General features: G+C 70.6%; 8 protein-coding genes. All 8 read left to right on the plus strand.

Going from position 1 to position 15,356, the window contains the following annotated elements; all coding sequences use genetic code 11:
* The first annotated feature begins 173 nt into the window (after window positions 1–173).
* Window positions 174–1,346 carry an MFS transporter gene (locus ACZ5ZX_RS23650; protein ID WP_465504160.1) on the plus strand — a complete coding sequence of 391 codons (1,173 nt, stop codon included), beginning with the start codon at window positions 174–176 and terminating at the stop codon, window positions 1,344–1,346.
* A complete protein-coding gene (locus ACZ5ZX_RS23655; RefSeq protein WP_465504161.1) occupies window positions 1,343–3,061 on the plus strand; it encodes a fatty acyl-AMP ligase in 1,719 nt (572 codons plus the stop codon). Before ACZ5ZX_RS23650 ends, ACZ5ZX_RS23655 begins: the two co-directional genes overlap by 4 nt.
* Entirely contained in the window at window positions 3,058–8,589 is a 5,532-nt protein-coding gene (locus tag ACZ5ZX_RS23660; protein WP_465504162.1) for an SDR family NAD(P)-dependent oxidoreductase, read from the plus strand. The genes ACZ5ZX_RS23655 and ACZ5ZX_RS23660 overlap by 4 nt, the downstream gene beginning before the upstream one ends.
* Entirely contained in the window at window positions 8,538–9,206 is a 669-nt protein-coding gene (locus ACZ5ZX_RS23665) for a thioesterase domain-containing protein (protein ID WP_465504195.1), read from the plus strand. The genes ACZ5ZX_RS23660 and ACZ5ZX_RS23665 overlap by 52 nt, the downstream gene beginning before the upstream one ends.
* Complete coding sequence (locus ACZ5ZX_RS23670; RefSeq protein ID WP_465504163.1) at window positions 9,203–10,162, plus strand: alpha/beta hydrolase; 960 nt, start codon at window positions 9,203–9,205, stop codon at window positions 10,160–10,162. Before ACZ5ZX_RS23665 ends, ACZ5ZX_RS23670 begins: the two co-directional genes overlap by 4 nt.
* Before the next feature lie 42 nt (window positions 10,163–10,204).
* A complete protein-coding gene (locus ACZ5ZX_RS23675) occupies window positions 10,205–11,260 on the plus strand; it encodes a LuxR C-terminal-related transcriptional regulator (protein ID WP_465504164.1) in 1,056 nt (351 codons plus the stop codon).
* Window positions 11,261–11,356: 96 nt separating this feature from the next.
* Entirely contained in the window at window positions 11,357–13,423 is a 2,067-nt protein-coding gene (locus ACZ5ZX_RS23680) for a hydantoinase/oxoprolinase family protein (protein WP_465504165.1), read from the plus strand.
* 12 nt (window positions 13,424–13,435) lie between these two features.
* On the plus strand, window positions 13,436–15,352 hold the full coding sequence (locus ACZ5ZX_RS23685; RefSeq protein ID WP_465504166.1) for a hydantoinase B/oxoprolinase family protein: 1,917 nt from the start codon (window positions 13,436–13,438) through the stop codon (window positions 15,350–15,352).
* Window positions 15,353–15,356 lie beyond the last annotated feature (4 nt).

The following is a 15,356-nucleotide window of genomic DNA, read 5'->3' on the forward strand; positions in this document are numbered from 1 at the left end:
GAAGTAAAGGAGCTTTGCCCGCTGGTGACTGTCCAAGAAGTTGGACAGCCGGTAACGGGTCTGCTCCTTACCGTCGTAGCGGGAAAGCGCCGCCCGACTCGACGGAGAGTGGAGTGGAAATGGGAATCTGCCGCCAGGATGACCAGACAATCCACTGTGGACGGACGACGTCCGTGCTCGCGCTGATCGTCACGGTCGCTTTCCTGGTCGCGGTGGACAACACGATCGTCGCGGCGGCTGCCGGTTCCATCGTCGCGGATCTCGGCACCGGAATCGGGTTGGTGCCGTGGCTGGGACTGGGCTACGCGCTGCCCTTCGCCACGCTGCTGGTGTTCGCCGGACCGGTGATCGATCGGTTCGGCGCGCGGATGGTATTGCGGTGGGGTGGCGCCGGATTCACGCTCGGGGCCTTTCTCGCCGCGACGGCTTGGGCGAGCGCCCCGCTGATGGCGGGCCGGGTGGTGCAGGGTGTGGCGGCCGCGGCGATCGTGCCCGCCACGTTGACCCTGCTCCGGTCGGCCCTGCCACCCGCTCGCCGGACCACCGGAGCGGCCGGATGGCTGGCGGCGCTGGCCTGCGGTCTGGCCGGTGGGCCGGTCCTCGGCGGGGCATTGAGTCAGTACCTGCACTGGCGGTGGGTGTTCTGGGCGGTGCTGGCCTGCGCCGTGGTCGTGCTGCTGCTCTCCGGAGCGGCGCCAGCCGAACTGGGAGAGAGGACTCCACGGCTCCGTCGGGCATTGCCGGAGTTGATGCGACACCGGTCTTTGGTCGGGTCCCTGTTGCTGCAAGCACTTTGGGGGATCGGCGTCACCGGCGTCGCGTTCTTCACGCCGCTGGCGTATGGGGAGCTGTTCAGCGTCGGGCCCTGGACCGCCGCCCTGCCGCTGGTGATCGTGGCGCTGGCGGTGATCGCTGCGACACCTCTCGTCGGACGAGCGGTGAGCAGACTGGGCGTCGGTGCGGCGGTCGCCGGTGGGTTCGCCACGGTGGCCGGCGGCCTGGGAACTCTCGCGATCTTCGGGAACGAGCCCGCGATCCTTCCGAGACTCGCCGCGCTCGCGCTGGTCGGGTTCGGCTCTGCTTTCACCGCTCCGCTGGCCACCCAGGTATTGGAGGCCGTCCCGTCCCGGCTGGCGGGCACCGCCGCAGGGCTGCTGTCCGCGTCGCGTGAACTGTCGGGCGCCGTGGGTGTCGGCTTGGCCGGTGCGCTGGTGGCGCTCGGCCCGCTCGTCGACGGCTACACCCGTGCGCTCGCCGTTGCTGCCGTTCTGACCGCCGTGGCCGCGTCGCTGGCCACGCGCCTGCTCCTGCCCCTGCACACCGACGAAGTGAGGAAGATTCGATGATCTCGGTCGCAGCCGTTTCGACGGCCATCGCCCCGTTGCCAGGACAGCTCGCGGCGTGTGCCGCTTTGGACGGCGACGCCGTGGCCCTCACGTTCCTGGACCACCGGCGGCATCCCGCCGGGCGCGCGGTCTCGCTGACCTGGCGCCGGCTCGACGCCCGGGCCACCGACATCGCGGTCTGGCTGCGTACGAGGGTGGACGCCGGGGAACCGGTGGCGATCATGGCGGATCAGAGTCCCGGGTACGTCACAGCGTTCCTGGGAATCCTGCGCGCGGGCGCGGTGGCGGTGCCGCTCTTCGGCCCGGACCTGCCGGGCCACGGGGACCGGCTCGCCGCCGTGCTCGCCGATTGCGCGTCCCGCCTGGTGCTGACCGGGGCGGACGAGAGCGGGCAGGTCCGGGCCTTTCTCGACGAGCGGGGGATGAACGACGTCGCCGTCCACGTGGTGGAGGAAATTCCGGACGCGCGTGGGGAAACCGCGGCGGTCGCCCTGACCCCCGACGACGTCGCGTACCTGCAATACACCTCGGGCTCCACCGGCACCCCGCGCGGCGTGGTCATCACGCACGGGAACGTCGTCGCCAACGCGCGGCAGGCCTGCGCGGCCTACGGGGTCAGCGGCGGGCAAGGTGTCACGGTGAGCTGGCTGCCGCTCTTCCACGACATGGGGCTGATGCTGTCGATCGCCGGGCCGCTGGTGAGCGGGGTCCGCACCGTCCTGATGCGACCACTGGCGTTCCTGGAACAGCCGCTGCGATGGCTACAGGCGCTGTCGGACAACCCCGGTGCGGTGACCGCGGCACCCGGCTTCGCCTATGCCTACGCCGCCGCGCGGGTCCGCGGGCCGGAAAAAGCGTTGTTGCGGCTGGACACCGTTCTCGCCCTGGTCGATGGGAGCGAGCCCGTACGCCCCACCGCGATCGAGCGCTTCCGGGAGGCGTTCGCGGAGTGCGGGCTCAGACCCGAGGCACACCGTCCTTCCTATGGGCTGGCCGAGGCCACGGTGTACGTCTCGGCGAGCACGGCGGGTTCCGTCGCGAGAGGACGGCGATTCGACCGGGTGGCGCTCGCGGACGGACGACTCGCCGAAGCGGCGGACGACGGCGTCGAACTCGTCTCCTGTGGACGGTCGATAGACCAGCGGGTGCTGGTGGTCGATCCGGGCACCGAGCGGGAGGTACCCGACGGGACGGTGGGCGAGATCTGGGTGAACGGGCCCAACGTCGGGCGTGGCTACTGGAACCGGCCAGTGGAGACCGCCGCCGTGTTCGGTGCTCGGCTGGCCGACCGGCCCGGCCTCGGCCGCTGGCTGCGCACCGGCGATCTGGGCGCACGGCATGAGGGGGAGTTGTACGTGACCGGGCGGATCAAGGATCTGATCATCGTGGACGGACGCAACCATTACCCGCAGGACGTCGAGGACACCGTCGAAAGCGCACACGACGCCGTCCGGCCGCGCAACAGTGTCGCGTTCGCCGTGAACACCCCGGCCGGTGAACGCGCGGTCGTCCTCGCCGAGCGCAACCGCCGGATCGGGCCGGGTGCCGTGGACACTCTGCGGTTCGCCGCGACCGTGCGTGCCGCGGTCGCCCGGCGGCACGGGCTCGCCTTGCAGGACGTGCGGCTCGTCGAACCGGACACGTTGCCCCGCACCTCCAGCGGGAAGATCGCCCGGTCGGCTTGCCGTGACCGGTACCTGGCGGAGTTCGCGTGACCCCCGCCGAGCTCACCGCGTGGCTGGTCACCAGGCTGTCGGAACTGACATCGCTGTCGCCCGGCCTGATCGAGGTGGACCGGCCGCTGCGCGACCTGGGCGTCTCTTCGCGTGACGCCATCGGCGTCGCAGGCGAACTCGGTGACGTCCTGGGCAGGCCTGTCGCCCCGGATCTGGTCTACCGGCACCCGAGTGTCACCGAACTGGTCTCCGCGCTGCTCGCACCCGATCCCCAAGGCACCAGGACCGGTCCCGCCGTCGAGGCGGAGCCGATCGCGGTGATCGGGCTCGGCTGCCGGCTGCCGGGCGGGATCGACTCTCCCGCCGGGTTCTGGGAGTTGCTGACCGACGGACGAGACGTCATCGGTCCTCGGCCTCCCGGCCGTGAAGGACCCGACGAATCGGGCGGCTATCTCGACGACGTCGCCGGATTCGACGCGGAATTCTTCGGTGTCACCGCCCACGAGGCAGAGGCGATGGATCCGCAGCAGCGGATCATGGCGGAGGTCGCCTGGGCGGCTCTGGAGCACGCGGGTATCGCCCCGGGTGGGCTTCGGGGCAGCCGGACGGGGGTCTTCGCGGGTGTCTCGGCCGCCGAGTACGGCGCGCTGAGCATGGCCGACCCCGGACGGGTCGACGCCTGGTCGGGCACCGGGGCATCGGCCGCGATCGTGGCCAACCGGCTCTCGTACTTGCTGGACCTGAGAGGCCCCTCGGTGGTCGTGGACACGGCGTGCTCCTCGTCGCTGGTCGCGGTGCACCACGCTTTGGCGAGCTTGCAACGCGGAGAGTGCGACCTCGCGCTGGCCGGGGGAGTGAACCTCTTGCTCAGCGCAGGTCCCTTCACCACTTTCCGGCGTGCCGGGCTGCTCGCCGCCGACGCGCGCTGCAAGGCCTTCGACGCCTCGGCCGACGGGATCGTGCGCGGCGAAGGATGCGGGGTAGTCGTCCTGCGGCGGCTCGCGGACGCCCGGTCGGCGGGCGACCGGATCCTCGCGGTCCTGCGGGGCAGCGCGGTCAACTCCGACGGCCGGTCCAACGGATTGATGGCCCCCAATCCCGCGGCGCAGGCCGATCTCTTGTGCGAAGCCTACGACGTCGCCAGAGTCGACGCGTCCACTGTGGACTACGTGGAGGCACACGGCACCGGAACCCTGCTGGGCGACCCGATCGAAGCGGGTGCGCTCCGGACGGCACTCGGCTCCGGGAGGACGTCGGAAAACCCGCTGCTGCTGGGATCGGTGAAGACCAACCTGGGCCATCTGGAAGGGGCGGCGGGGATCGCGGGGCTGATCAAGGTCGTCCTCGCCCTCGACCACGGCGTCGTTCCGCGCAGCCTGCACTTCCGGGAACCCAATCCGCACATCGCTTTCGACGGCCTGAGTGTGGTACGCACCCCCATGCCGTGGCCGCGCTATTCAGGCCGTGCGCGCGCCGGGGTCTCGGCGTTCGGCTTCGGGGGCACCAATGCCCACGTCGTGGTCGAGGAATGGCCCAAGGCACCGGCTCCCGCGCCTGCCGGCGAGCACCGGACCGAACTCTTCGCCGTGTCTGGTGCGGATTCCGACCGGCTCGCCACCCAGGCCACCGATCTCGCGGACTGGCTCGAAGAACGATCCGACATACCGCTGCCGTCGGTGGCCGCGGCCTTGGTGCGGCGGCGTGACCACGGCCGGGTCCGTGGCGTCGTGCGCGCGGCCGACCGTGCCGCCGCCGTCGCCGGGCTGCGGGCGATCGCGCGCGGTGACGCCGTGGCGGAGGTGACCACGGGTCTCGTCCGTGCCGAAGCGGCCGCGCCCGTGTTCGTCTTCTCCGGGTTCGGGGCGTCCTGGACCGGCGTGGGGACACGGCTGGCTGCCGCCGAACCCGATTTCGCCGCCGCCGTGGCCGATCTGGACCCCGTGTTCGCCGAGGTATGCGGTTTCTCGTTGCGCGACGCGCTGGAAGGTGACGACGGCGATCTCCGGGTGGTGCAACCGGCGTTGTTCGGTGTGCAGGTCGCTCTCGCGCGGTACTGGGAAAGCCGTGGGGTACGTCCGGCCGCCGTGGTGGGGCATTCGGTGGGGGAGGTCGCCGCCGCGGTCGTCGCGGGAGCGCTGGAGGTCCGGCAGGGGCTGCTGGTGGTCCTGGAGCGTGCGCGGCTTCTCGCCGCGCTGGACATCGCGAACGCGGGCGCGATGGCGGTGGTCGAACTGCCGGCGTCCGAAGTGGACACTCGGTTTCCCGGCCTGGAGGTCGCGGTGTACGCGTCGCCCGGCCAGTGCACTGTCGCCGGGCCCGCGCCGGTTGTCGACCGCGTCGTGGCCTGGGCGTCGGCTGAAGGACGGTTCGTCCGTCTCCTGCCCATCGGTGCGGCCGCGCACACCGCGGCCGTCGAGCCGGGGTTACGGCGATTCCGCGACGCTGTCGGGACGGTGACGTCGTCGGCGCCCTCGGTCCGGGTGTTCTCGAGCGTGCCCGAAGACCCGCTGACGGAGCCGAAATTCGACCTCGACCACTGGACGGCCAACCTGCGGCGCCCGGTGCGCTTCGCACAGGCTTTGCAAGCCGCCAGAGAACGGGGGCACTCGGTCTTCCTGGAGATCGCGCCGCATCCGGTGACCTTGACCGCCATCGAGGACACCTGCGGCCCGGACACTCTGGCGTTGGCGAGCACGAGCCGCGACGCCGACGGCTTCATGCCGGCGCTCGCGGGATTGCACGCCGCCGGGCATCCCGGCGTGCTGCGCGGGCACTATCCGGAGGCACCGGTCGTGGACCTACCGGGGCCACGCTGGCGGCACACCCGGTACTGGCGAGCCACGACGGCGTTTCCGGCCAGGCATCCGCTGCTCGGCGAACACGTCGAGGTGCCGGAGGACGGTCGTCACCTGTGGCAGGCGGAGATCTCGACCGAACGTCTCCCGTGGCTCGCCGACCACGCCCTGGAGGACATCCCCGTCTTCCCGGCCACCGGCTACCTGGAATTGGCACTGGCCGCAGGCGGCAAGGCCGTCCGCGAGCTGACCCTGGAGGCCCTCCTGCACCTGTCGGCCCCGGTCACGATCACCTCGAGCCTGACCGGTGACGAGTTCACGGTGCTGGCACGTTCGGCGGGCGAATGGGTCACCCACGCCCGGGCCACGGTCGTGGACGACGACTCGGCCGCCCCGCCACCACTGTCACGGGTCGAGGGGCCGGACATCGACCTGTACAGCCGTTTCGCCGACGCCGGCCACGCGTACGGACCGGCTTTCCGCGCACTCCACGGGGTGCACGCGGCGAACGGAGCAGCGTCCGCCCGCCTGACGCTGCCTGAGGAGGCGACACACCATCCGGCGTACGCACTGCATCCCGCGCTCGCCGACGCCTGCCTCCACGTCCTCGCGGCGGCCGCGGCGAGTTCCGGGACCGCTCCCGGACGGTACGTGCCCACCGTCCTCGGCTCGGTCCGACTGCTCGGCGACCCCTCGCGCGGCACTTGGTGCGCGGCCGAGGTCACCGGATCCGCCCCGGACGGCATCACCGGCACCGTCCAGTTGCTGGCCGACGACGACACCGTGCTGGTCGAATTCGCGCGAGTCCGTGCTTCGCGATTGAAGACGCCGGTCACCGCGCTGGAACCGCGCTGGGAGCCCGTTCCGTTGCCGCAGAGGGAATCCGGTCCGAAAACCTGGGCGCTGGTGTCCGAAGTGGACGAACCTGAGCTGGCCGCCGCTCTCGCCGAAGCGGGGGACAGAGTGCACACCGACCCCTCCCGCCCGGCCGACGCGGTGGTACTGGTCGCCGGAGAGGCCACCGACCCCGACGCCGCCCAGCGACAGGTGCTCCGGGTGGCCACTCTGGTGCGGGAACTGACCGATCGGCCCGAATCACCACGCCTGTGGCTCGTCACGAGAGGAGCGCACGCCGTGCTGCCGGGGGAGAGCGGTCGCCCCGGTCTCGCTTCGCTCCGCGCGGTCATCCGGGTGCTCGCCTTCGAACATCCCGGGCTGCGCGCGACACAGGTGGACCTGGACCGGAGGGATTCGCTGGTCGCCGAACTCCGCGCGGATCAGCCGGAGGACGAGGTCGCCTGGCGCGAAGGCCGCCGCTTCGCCGCGAAACTGACCCGAACCATCCTGGCGTCAGGCCCGGTCCCGGTCGGGCCGGGCGCCTACGTGATCACCGGCGGCCTGGGCGAACTCGGCCTGCTGACCGCCCGGTGGCTGGCGGATCACGGCGCGACCCGGCTGGTCCTCAACAGCAGGACCGGACCCGCCCCCGGTGTGCTCGACGGCCTGCGTGCTCGAGGGGCGCACGTCGACGTCGTGCTCGGTGACCTGGCCGAATTCGGGGTGGCCGAGCGGCTCGTCGAACGTGCGCAGGAGGGCGGCGTTCGGCTGCGGGGAGTCGTGCACGGTGCCGGCGTGCTCGCGGATCGGGTCCTGACCGAGCTGGACGCGGACGACCTGGCCCGCGCCTGGCGACCCAAGGTCCTCGGTGGCCTGCGGCTGCACGAAGCCACGAAGGACGTCGAACTGGACTGGTGGCTCGCGCAGTCCTCGCTGGCCGGACTGGTCGGTTCGCCTGGCCAGGCCGCGCACGCCACCGCCAACGCCTGGTTGGACGCACTGGTGGCCGCCCGGCGGGCCGCCGGACTGCCCGCGACCACCGTCAACTGGGCCGCGTGGACCCGTGACGGTGCCGAAGAGCGGCTCAACGCGGGGCTGGCGTCGATCGATCCCGCCTCCGCTCTGGACACGCTCGGCGCGGTCCTCGCCGACGGCCGTCCGGCATTCGGCCTGTTGGACAGCGACCTGAACGCTGCCGTCGAGGCCTTCCCTGCCTTGGCGGACCGGCCGTTCCTGGCCGGCCTCGTCACCCGCGCCACGCAGGCAAGGAGAAGTGGCACAGTTCAAGAACGCCTGCTCGCCTGCGTCACCGACGTCTTGGGGATCTCTCCACCGGATCCGCGGACACCGCTGCTCGAACTGGGCCTGGACTCATTGACTGCCTTGCGGTTGCGCACGGCGGTGCTGCGGGAGTTCGGCACCCAGCCGTCCACCGCCCTGCTCCTACGCGGGGCGGGAACGTCCGAGATCGCTGCCGCCATCGCCGCGGACCTCGGCATCGAGGCCGGCGCCGCTCCTGTCGTCGTCGGAGCCCGCGACCACGCGGAACGCTGGATCTCGTCGCTGTGGCGTGACGTCCTGGAGGTACCCGAGGTCGGCGTGCACGACGACTTCGCGGGCACAGCCGTGGCCGCCGGGCGGCTGCGCGAGGCCGTCACCCGGCGCCTTGGCGCCGAACCGTCCGGCCTGTTCGACATCCCCACCGTGGCCGCCATGGCCGACGTCGTCCGCGACCTGCTCGACGCCTCTCCTGAAGGCACCGTCCGCACTCTGCGCGACGGGGACGGCCCGCCGCTGCACCTGTTCCATCCGGCGGGCGGGGCCACGAGCGTGTACCAGCCCCTCGTGACGCGCTCGATCGTCCGTGCCTCGGCTACGAGCGGATCGACCACCTCGACTCCGTCGAAGAGAAAGCCGCGCACTACGCCGATCTGATCGCCGACCGCCAACCAGAGGGAACCTGCGCGCTGGCGGGCTGGTCCTTCGGGGGTTACCTCGCCTACGAAGTCGCCCGGGTGCTCACCGAACGAGGCAGGCTGGCCGGGCCGGTGGTGCTCATCGACTCGATCCTCCCGCTGCCCGGGCCGGACACCGCGCCGCTCGACCGGTTCATCCGCTTCACCGAACACATCGAGCGCACCTACGGCGTCCCGCTCGGACTGTCCCATGACGAACTCGCCGCCGTCGGGGAGGACGACCGGATCGGGCTCGTGCTCGACCGGGTCCGCATGGCGGTGCCCGGGATCGGCGAGGGCGTCCTGCTTCATCAGCGAACGTCCTCTGTGGACGCACTGGTGGCCGAGCGGTACACCCCGCGTCCGTGGCACGGACCGGTTGTGCTGCTCCGGGCGGATCAGCCGCATCCGCTGACCACGATGCTGGATCCGCGGTATCTGCGGACCGACGAGGCTCTCGGCTGGGACGCGCTGTGTCCGCGGCTGCGGGTCGCGCGGGTGCCCGGCGACCACGTCTCGATGATCGACCCACCGCACGTCACGGCGCTCGCGGCCGCCTTGTCCGCCGCACTCGACTTCCCGGAGGATTCCCGATGAGACGGCTGTTCAGGATCGCGACCGTTCTGCTCGTCATCGCCGCGGGCGTGACGATCCCGCCCGCGGCGGCCGAAGATGCCCGCGTCGTCGGCGAGGTCCGGATCGACGAGCGGACGACGGATCTCGCGATCGACTCGCCCGCGCTGGGCACCACCGCCATGGTCAGGGTGCTGGTCCCGTCGAACTACACCGTCCGGCCCGAACGCTCGTTCCCGCAACTGTGGTTGCTGCACGGCTGTTGCGCCGATCAGGACACCGTGCCGACACCGGACTATCTCGGCTGGGCCGCGCACACCGACGTCGAAGAGTTCACCGCGGACAAGGACGTCGTGGTGGTGATGCCCGCCGGTGGGTACGCGGCGTTCTACTCCGCGTGGCGCTCCGGGAAACCGGACTGGGAAACGTTCCACACGACCGAAGCGCGGCAAGTGATCGAAAGCAGATTCCGGGTCAACCAGACCCGGGCGGTGGCTGGACTGTCCACCGGCGGCTACGGCGCGATGGCCTACGCCTTCCGCCACAAGGGAATGTTCACCGCGGCCGCCTCCTACAGCGGCCTTCCCAACACGCTGCTGCCCACCGCGGCCCAGTTGATCCAGCTGATCCTGGTCCGCCAGGGCCACGGGCCCGAGGACCTGTGGGGTTCGCAATGGTGGGATCACGCCGCCTGGAGCGCGCGCAACCCCTTCGATCACGTCGACGACCTGCGGGGCACCGCCCTCTACGTCTCTTCGGGTGACGGACGCCAAGCGGGAAATCCATGGTCGACCGATCCCATCGAGGCCGCCGCGTCAGCCTCGTCTCGCACTTTCACCGACCGGCTCCGGCTTCATGGGATCCCGGTGACCGTCGACTACTACGGCGACGGTACGCACACCTGGCCTTACTGGGAGCGAGAGCTGCACACCTCATGGCCGTTCCTCGCAGCCGCGCTGAAGCTGGCCGAGAGGCAATAGATCATATATTGTCGATAGAAGCGTGGATTGTCGAGGTGGACGATGGAAGCGGACGAGGCCCTCGCGCGGCGGTATCGCGACCTGTGCGCCGACGTGCGGTCCGCCCTGGGCCTCGACATCCCGATTCCCCGGCCGGCCGGCCCGTGGGCGGACGAAGCCAAAACAGTACTGGGCAGGCTCTGGAACGCCGTCATGGGCGAAACCCTGCGACGCACGAGCGAAACCGCGCCACCGGCACTGGTTGAACTGCTCGGCCGAATCCGCGCCTTCGAGGGTGAACTCGCCGAAGCCAGGCTGGCCGACAGGCACGTCCTGCTCCGCAGTGTCGCGGAATCCCTGGCGTCCCTCCGCGACGCGAACACCGTCGACGAGTTCCTGAGCCGGGTTCCGGAGGCGGGCTGCCGTCTCGGCTTCGACCGGGTTCTCGTGTCCACAGTGGAGGATTCGATCTGGCGGCTGCACACCATGTGTGTGACCAAGGAGCCCCGGTGGGCCGACGAGATCGTGGCTGTCGGCAAGGCCTCGCCGCCTCAGCTCGGCGCAGACCTCGTCGAGGGTGAGGTCGTCCGATCCGGCAGGCCGAGGTTGATCTTCGACGCGCAGCGGAGCACTCGTGTCGACAAGGACCTCATCCACGTCACCAAGTCCACTTCGTACGGTGTCGCGCCACTGACCCTGCACGGTGAGGTCGCCGGATTGCTGCACGGCGACTGCTACCACCAGCGCCGCGATGTCGACGACGCCGACCAGGCTTTGCTGTCTGTGCTGGCCGAGGCACTGAGCCATTCACTCGGCAGGCTGACGGTGCTCGAAGGGGTCGCCTTCCTGCGGGGCGCGGCGGACCGGCTGCTGACGAACCCGTCGGCTGTCCCGCGGCAGGCGCCCCCGGCCCCGCCCACAGTGGACCCCCGCCTCACGGCGCGCGAGAGCCAGGTGATGGATCTGCTCGCGGCCGGACACTCCAACCGGCACATCGCCCAGCGGCTCGTGATCTCCGAGCGTACGGCGAAATCGCACATCACCAGCATCCTGCGCAAGCTCGGGGTCAGCAGCCGGACCGAGGCGATGGCCTACTGGCTGCGTCGGAACCTGCCCTAAGGTCGCACGAAATCCCTGACCCTTGGCCGATGCCGCCGCAGGTGCCTCGTTCCCAGAATGAACGCCTCATACACGGACGACCGTGGAGGCGGGAAAGTGACTGAGCAGCGTGGCTCAGCCGACTGGCTGGTCGGCATCGACGTCGGGGGAACCTTCACCGACATCATCGGACTCAACCGGACGACGGGGGAGATCCGCGACGGGAAAGTGCTCTCGACCAGGGAACAGGAGACGGGGGTGCTGCAGGCCCTCGGCGCCATTGACGTCACCGTTCCCGAGGTCGCGGAGATCGTGCACGGACACACCGTCGGCATCAACGCCCTCCTGAGCAGGGCGGGCGCGAGGACCGGGCTGCTGGCGACGCAGGGGCATCGCGACCTGCTCGACATCGGCCGGATGCACCGGGAGTTCGGCGACCGGTTCTACGACCCGACCTGGCTGCGCCCGCACCAGGAGCGGCCCATCGTGGAGCGGCGGAACCGGGTCGGGATCCCGGAGCGGATCGCCTACGACGGTTCGGAACTGCTCCCGCTGGACGAAGAGGCGGTCCGGGTGGCGGGACGCGCCTTCGCCGAGCAGGGCGTCGAAGCGGTCGGCGTCTGTTTCATGAACTCCTATCAGAACCGGGGGCACGAGCAGCGAGCCGCGGAGATCCTCGCCGAGGAGCTGCCGAACGCCTACATCCAGACGTCCGCGCTGTACCCGGTCAGCAAGGAACACGAGCGCACCACCACCGTCGCACTCGACGCCTATGTCGGACCGGCCGTGGTCGGCTACCTCGAACGGCTGACCGCCGCGCTGGCCGAACGCTCGTTCGGCGGCACGCTCTGGATCATGATGACCAACGGTGGCGTCGCCACCGTGCAGGACGCGGGCCGCGCCCCGGTGTTCCAGCTGGTCTCCGGCCCGGTCGGCGGGGTCACCGGCAGTATCGCCCTCGCCCGCGACGCCGGCAGGCGGAACCTGCTGACCATGGACGTCGGCGGGACCAGCACCGACGTCGCCGCGATCGTGGACGCCAAGACCCCGCTGACCGACCTCTGGACCCTGGAGACGGGGCTGACCCTCACCCTGCCCCTTGTCGACGTCGAGAGCGTCGGCTCCGGTGCGGGCAGCATCATCGGGCCGAACGCGCTGGGACAGATCGCGGTCGGGCCGGCGTCGGCAGGCTCGGATCCGGGGCCCGCCTGCTACGGCCGCGGCGGGGTCGAGGCCACCCTGACCGACGCCTGCCTCGTATTGGGCGTCCTGCAGCCGGATCTGTTCGCCGACGGCCGGATCACTCTCGACGTCGAGGCCGCCCGTGCCGCCCTCACCCGCGCCGGCGAGCGCTGGAACCTCACGGCCGACGAACTGGCCGAGACCGCCTACCAGGTCGCATGCGAGGACATCGCCGCCAAGATCCGCACCATCTCGGTCTACCGGGGACTCGACGTCCGCGAGTTCGCGCTGCTCCCGTTCGGCTCCGCCGGGCCGATGCTCGCGGACCGCGTCGCCCGGATCCTCGGGGTCGACACCGTCGTCGTCCCCACCACTCCCGGCCAGTTCTCCGCGTTGGGGCTGCTGCAAAGCGACCTGCGCACCACCCGCGCCCGGTCGCTGATGGTCCCGCTGTCGCCGGACAACGCCACCGCGATCGAAGACGGATTCGCGGCCATGGAACGCAACCTCCTCGAGGAGCTGACCTCGCAGGGGGTCGATGTCGACGGCCTGACCTTCGACCGCGCGATCTTCGCGATGTATCGCGGGCAGACCTGGGACAACCGGCTGCCGATCCGGGGAGACCGGGTGACCGCCGACAGCGTGCCGGAGACAGTCGCCGACTTCCACGCCTTCTACCAGGAGTCCTACGGCTTCTCCGCCGCCGAGATCCCGGTCGTCGCCTCCACGCTGGAGGTGACCGCGGTGATCCCGCGCCCGCACAAGGTCCCGAGCGCGGCCGCGGAGGACGGCGTCTCGCTGCTAGGACACCGCGAACTGCGGGTGCCGAGCGCCGACCGGACGGTCTCGGTCCCCGTGCACGTCCGCGAACGCCTCGAAGCCGGAGCCGTGGTCGAAGGCCCGGCGATCGTCTCGGAGAAGTTCGCCACGACGGTCGTCCTGCCGGGCCGTCGCGCCCGGCTCGGCGAAGACCGTCTCCTGATCATCGAGAACAACGGCTGAGGAGCAGCGATCATGACCCTGTCCGCTGAACACACGACGGCCGAGTCCGAACTCGACATCCTGCGGTACGGCCTGATCGAGGTCGCGCGCGAGATGAACGAGGCGCTGATGCGCAGCGCGTTCTCCCCGGTCTGCCGGGACATCCTCGACTGCACGACGGCGATCCACATCCGCAGCGGCGACGCCTGGGAGACCGCGGCCCAATGGGAAGGCTGCATGCAGCACGCTTTCACCTCGCCGCACATCGTCAACTTCGTGATGGACGAGTTCGACCTCGACACCCTGCAGCCTGGCGACGTCATCTTCGTCAACGATCCCTGGCGCGGCACCATCCACCAGTCCGACGTGAACCTGCTGCGGCCGGTGTTCGTGGACGGCCGCGTCGAGTTCATCCTGCACTCGACCTCGCATCTGGTCGATCTCGGCGGCCCGATCCCCGGCGGCTTCTCCAACGGCACGCAGACCTCGTTCGAGGAGCAGATCAAGCTGCCGCCGTCGCTGCTGTACGCCAACGACGTCCCCGTGCGGCCGCTGTTCAACTACATCCTCGAGAACAACCGGGTGCCGCAGCTGGTGCTCGGCGACCTGCGGGCACTGCACGGCTGCCTCGTCGTGGGGGAGCGGCAGTTGCAGGCGCTCGTCGCGCGCGGCGGGCTGGAGAAGGTCAAAGCCGCCGGTCACTACGCGATCGAAGCCACCGAGGCAAGCATGCGCCGCGGCATCGCCGGCATCCCGGACGGCGACTACACCGTCGAAGACTTCCTCGACGAGGACGGCGTCACCGACGAGCCGATCCCCGTCCGGGTCACGGTGAAGGTCCGCGGCGACAGCATGGAGATCGACTTCTCCGGTTCGGGGCGGCAGCCGCTCGGCAACTGCGGCACAGCCTGGTGCGAGGCCACCCGCTGCATCGAAGCGGTGAAGCTCATGGTCGATCCGGGCACACCGGTGAACAGCGGCACCCTCCGTCCCATCGAAACCCTGCTGCCCCAAGGCAGCGTGGTGTGCGTCCTCCCGCCGTCGAGCTGTTCCAACCACGCCGACATCGGCGCACGGGGGATCAACGCGGTCGCGAGCGCGCTCAGTGAGGCGGTCGGCGACCGGTCGATCGCCTGCGACACCGGGACCGCGCTCGTCATCAGCCTCGGCGGTATCGACACCCGCACCGGACACGAGGGAATGCCCTGGGGCGCCTTCGCGCTCACCGGCGGCGGCTGGGGCGGCACCTGGAAGGAGGACGGGATCTCCTTCTGCGTCACCCCGATCGGCAACTGCCGTACCTCGGTGCAGGAACACGTCGAGATCGAAAGTCCGCTGATCGTCGCGCAGCACGAGATGGTCCTCGACACCGCAGGCGCCGGGCAGTACCGCGGCGGCCTCGGCTCGGTGTACACGCTCACCGCCCAGTCCGACACGATGGTCACGGTCACCTGCGACCGCATCCGGATCGGCGCCCCCGGCGCGGCGGGCGGAGGCGCGGGCGCACCCGCTTTCGGCTGGTACATCGAGGACTTCGACCTGGCACGGCACGCAGATCCACTCGACCTTCGCGCCGCCGAGCCGCTGTTCGGCATGTTCGACGACGACGGCAGGCCGGACCCCAACGGTGGCGGTTTCTGCCGAGGCGCGCGGTACTCGACCGGCAAGTTCTCCGGCCTGGTGCTCAAGGCAGGCGACGCGATCCGCTTCGTCATCGGTGGCGGAGGCGGCTGGGGCGACCCGCTCGAACGCGATCTGGGCCGGCTTCAGCGAGACCTCGACGACGGCCTTTACAGCGAGGAATTCGTGGCACTGGCGTTCGGTGTCGTCGTGACCGAAGGCCGGATCGACCACGAAGCGACCGCCTCCCTCCGTAAGCAACTGGCCGCACGCCGCGATGCGGGGACCTGGTCGGTTCCCGTCGCGACACCCCTGAACTGGATTCTCTGAGAGG

Source organism: Amycolatopsis sp. NPDC033938, from assembly GCF_055575975.1.

Coding starts and splice junctions, on each gene's coding strand:
- ACZ5ZX_RS23655 (WP_465504161.1), top strand. CDS start 1,343: ATGATCTCGGTCGCAGCCGTTTCGACGGCCATCGCCCCGTTGCCAGGA.
- ACZ5ZX_RS23670 (WP_465504163.1), top strand. CDS start 9,203: ATGAGACGGCTGTTCAGGATCGCGACCGTTCTGCTCGTCATCGCCGCG.
- ACZ5ZX_RS23675 (WP_465504164.1), top strand. CDS start 10,205: ATGGAAGCGGACGAGGCCCTCGCGCGGCGGTATCGCGACCTGTGCGCC.
- ACZ5ZX_RS23685 (WP_465504166.1), top strand. CDS start 13,436: ATGACCCTGTCCGCTGAACACACGACGGCCGAGTCCGAACTCGACATC.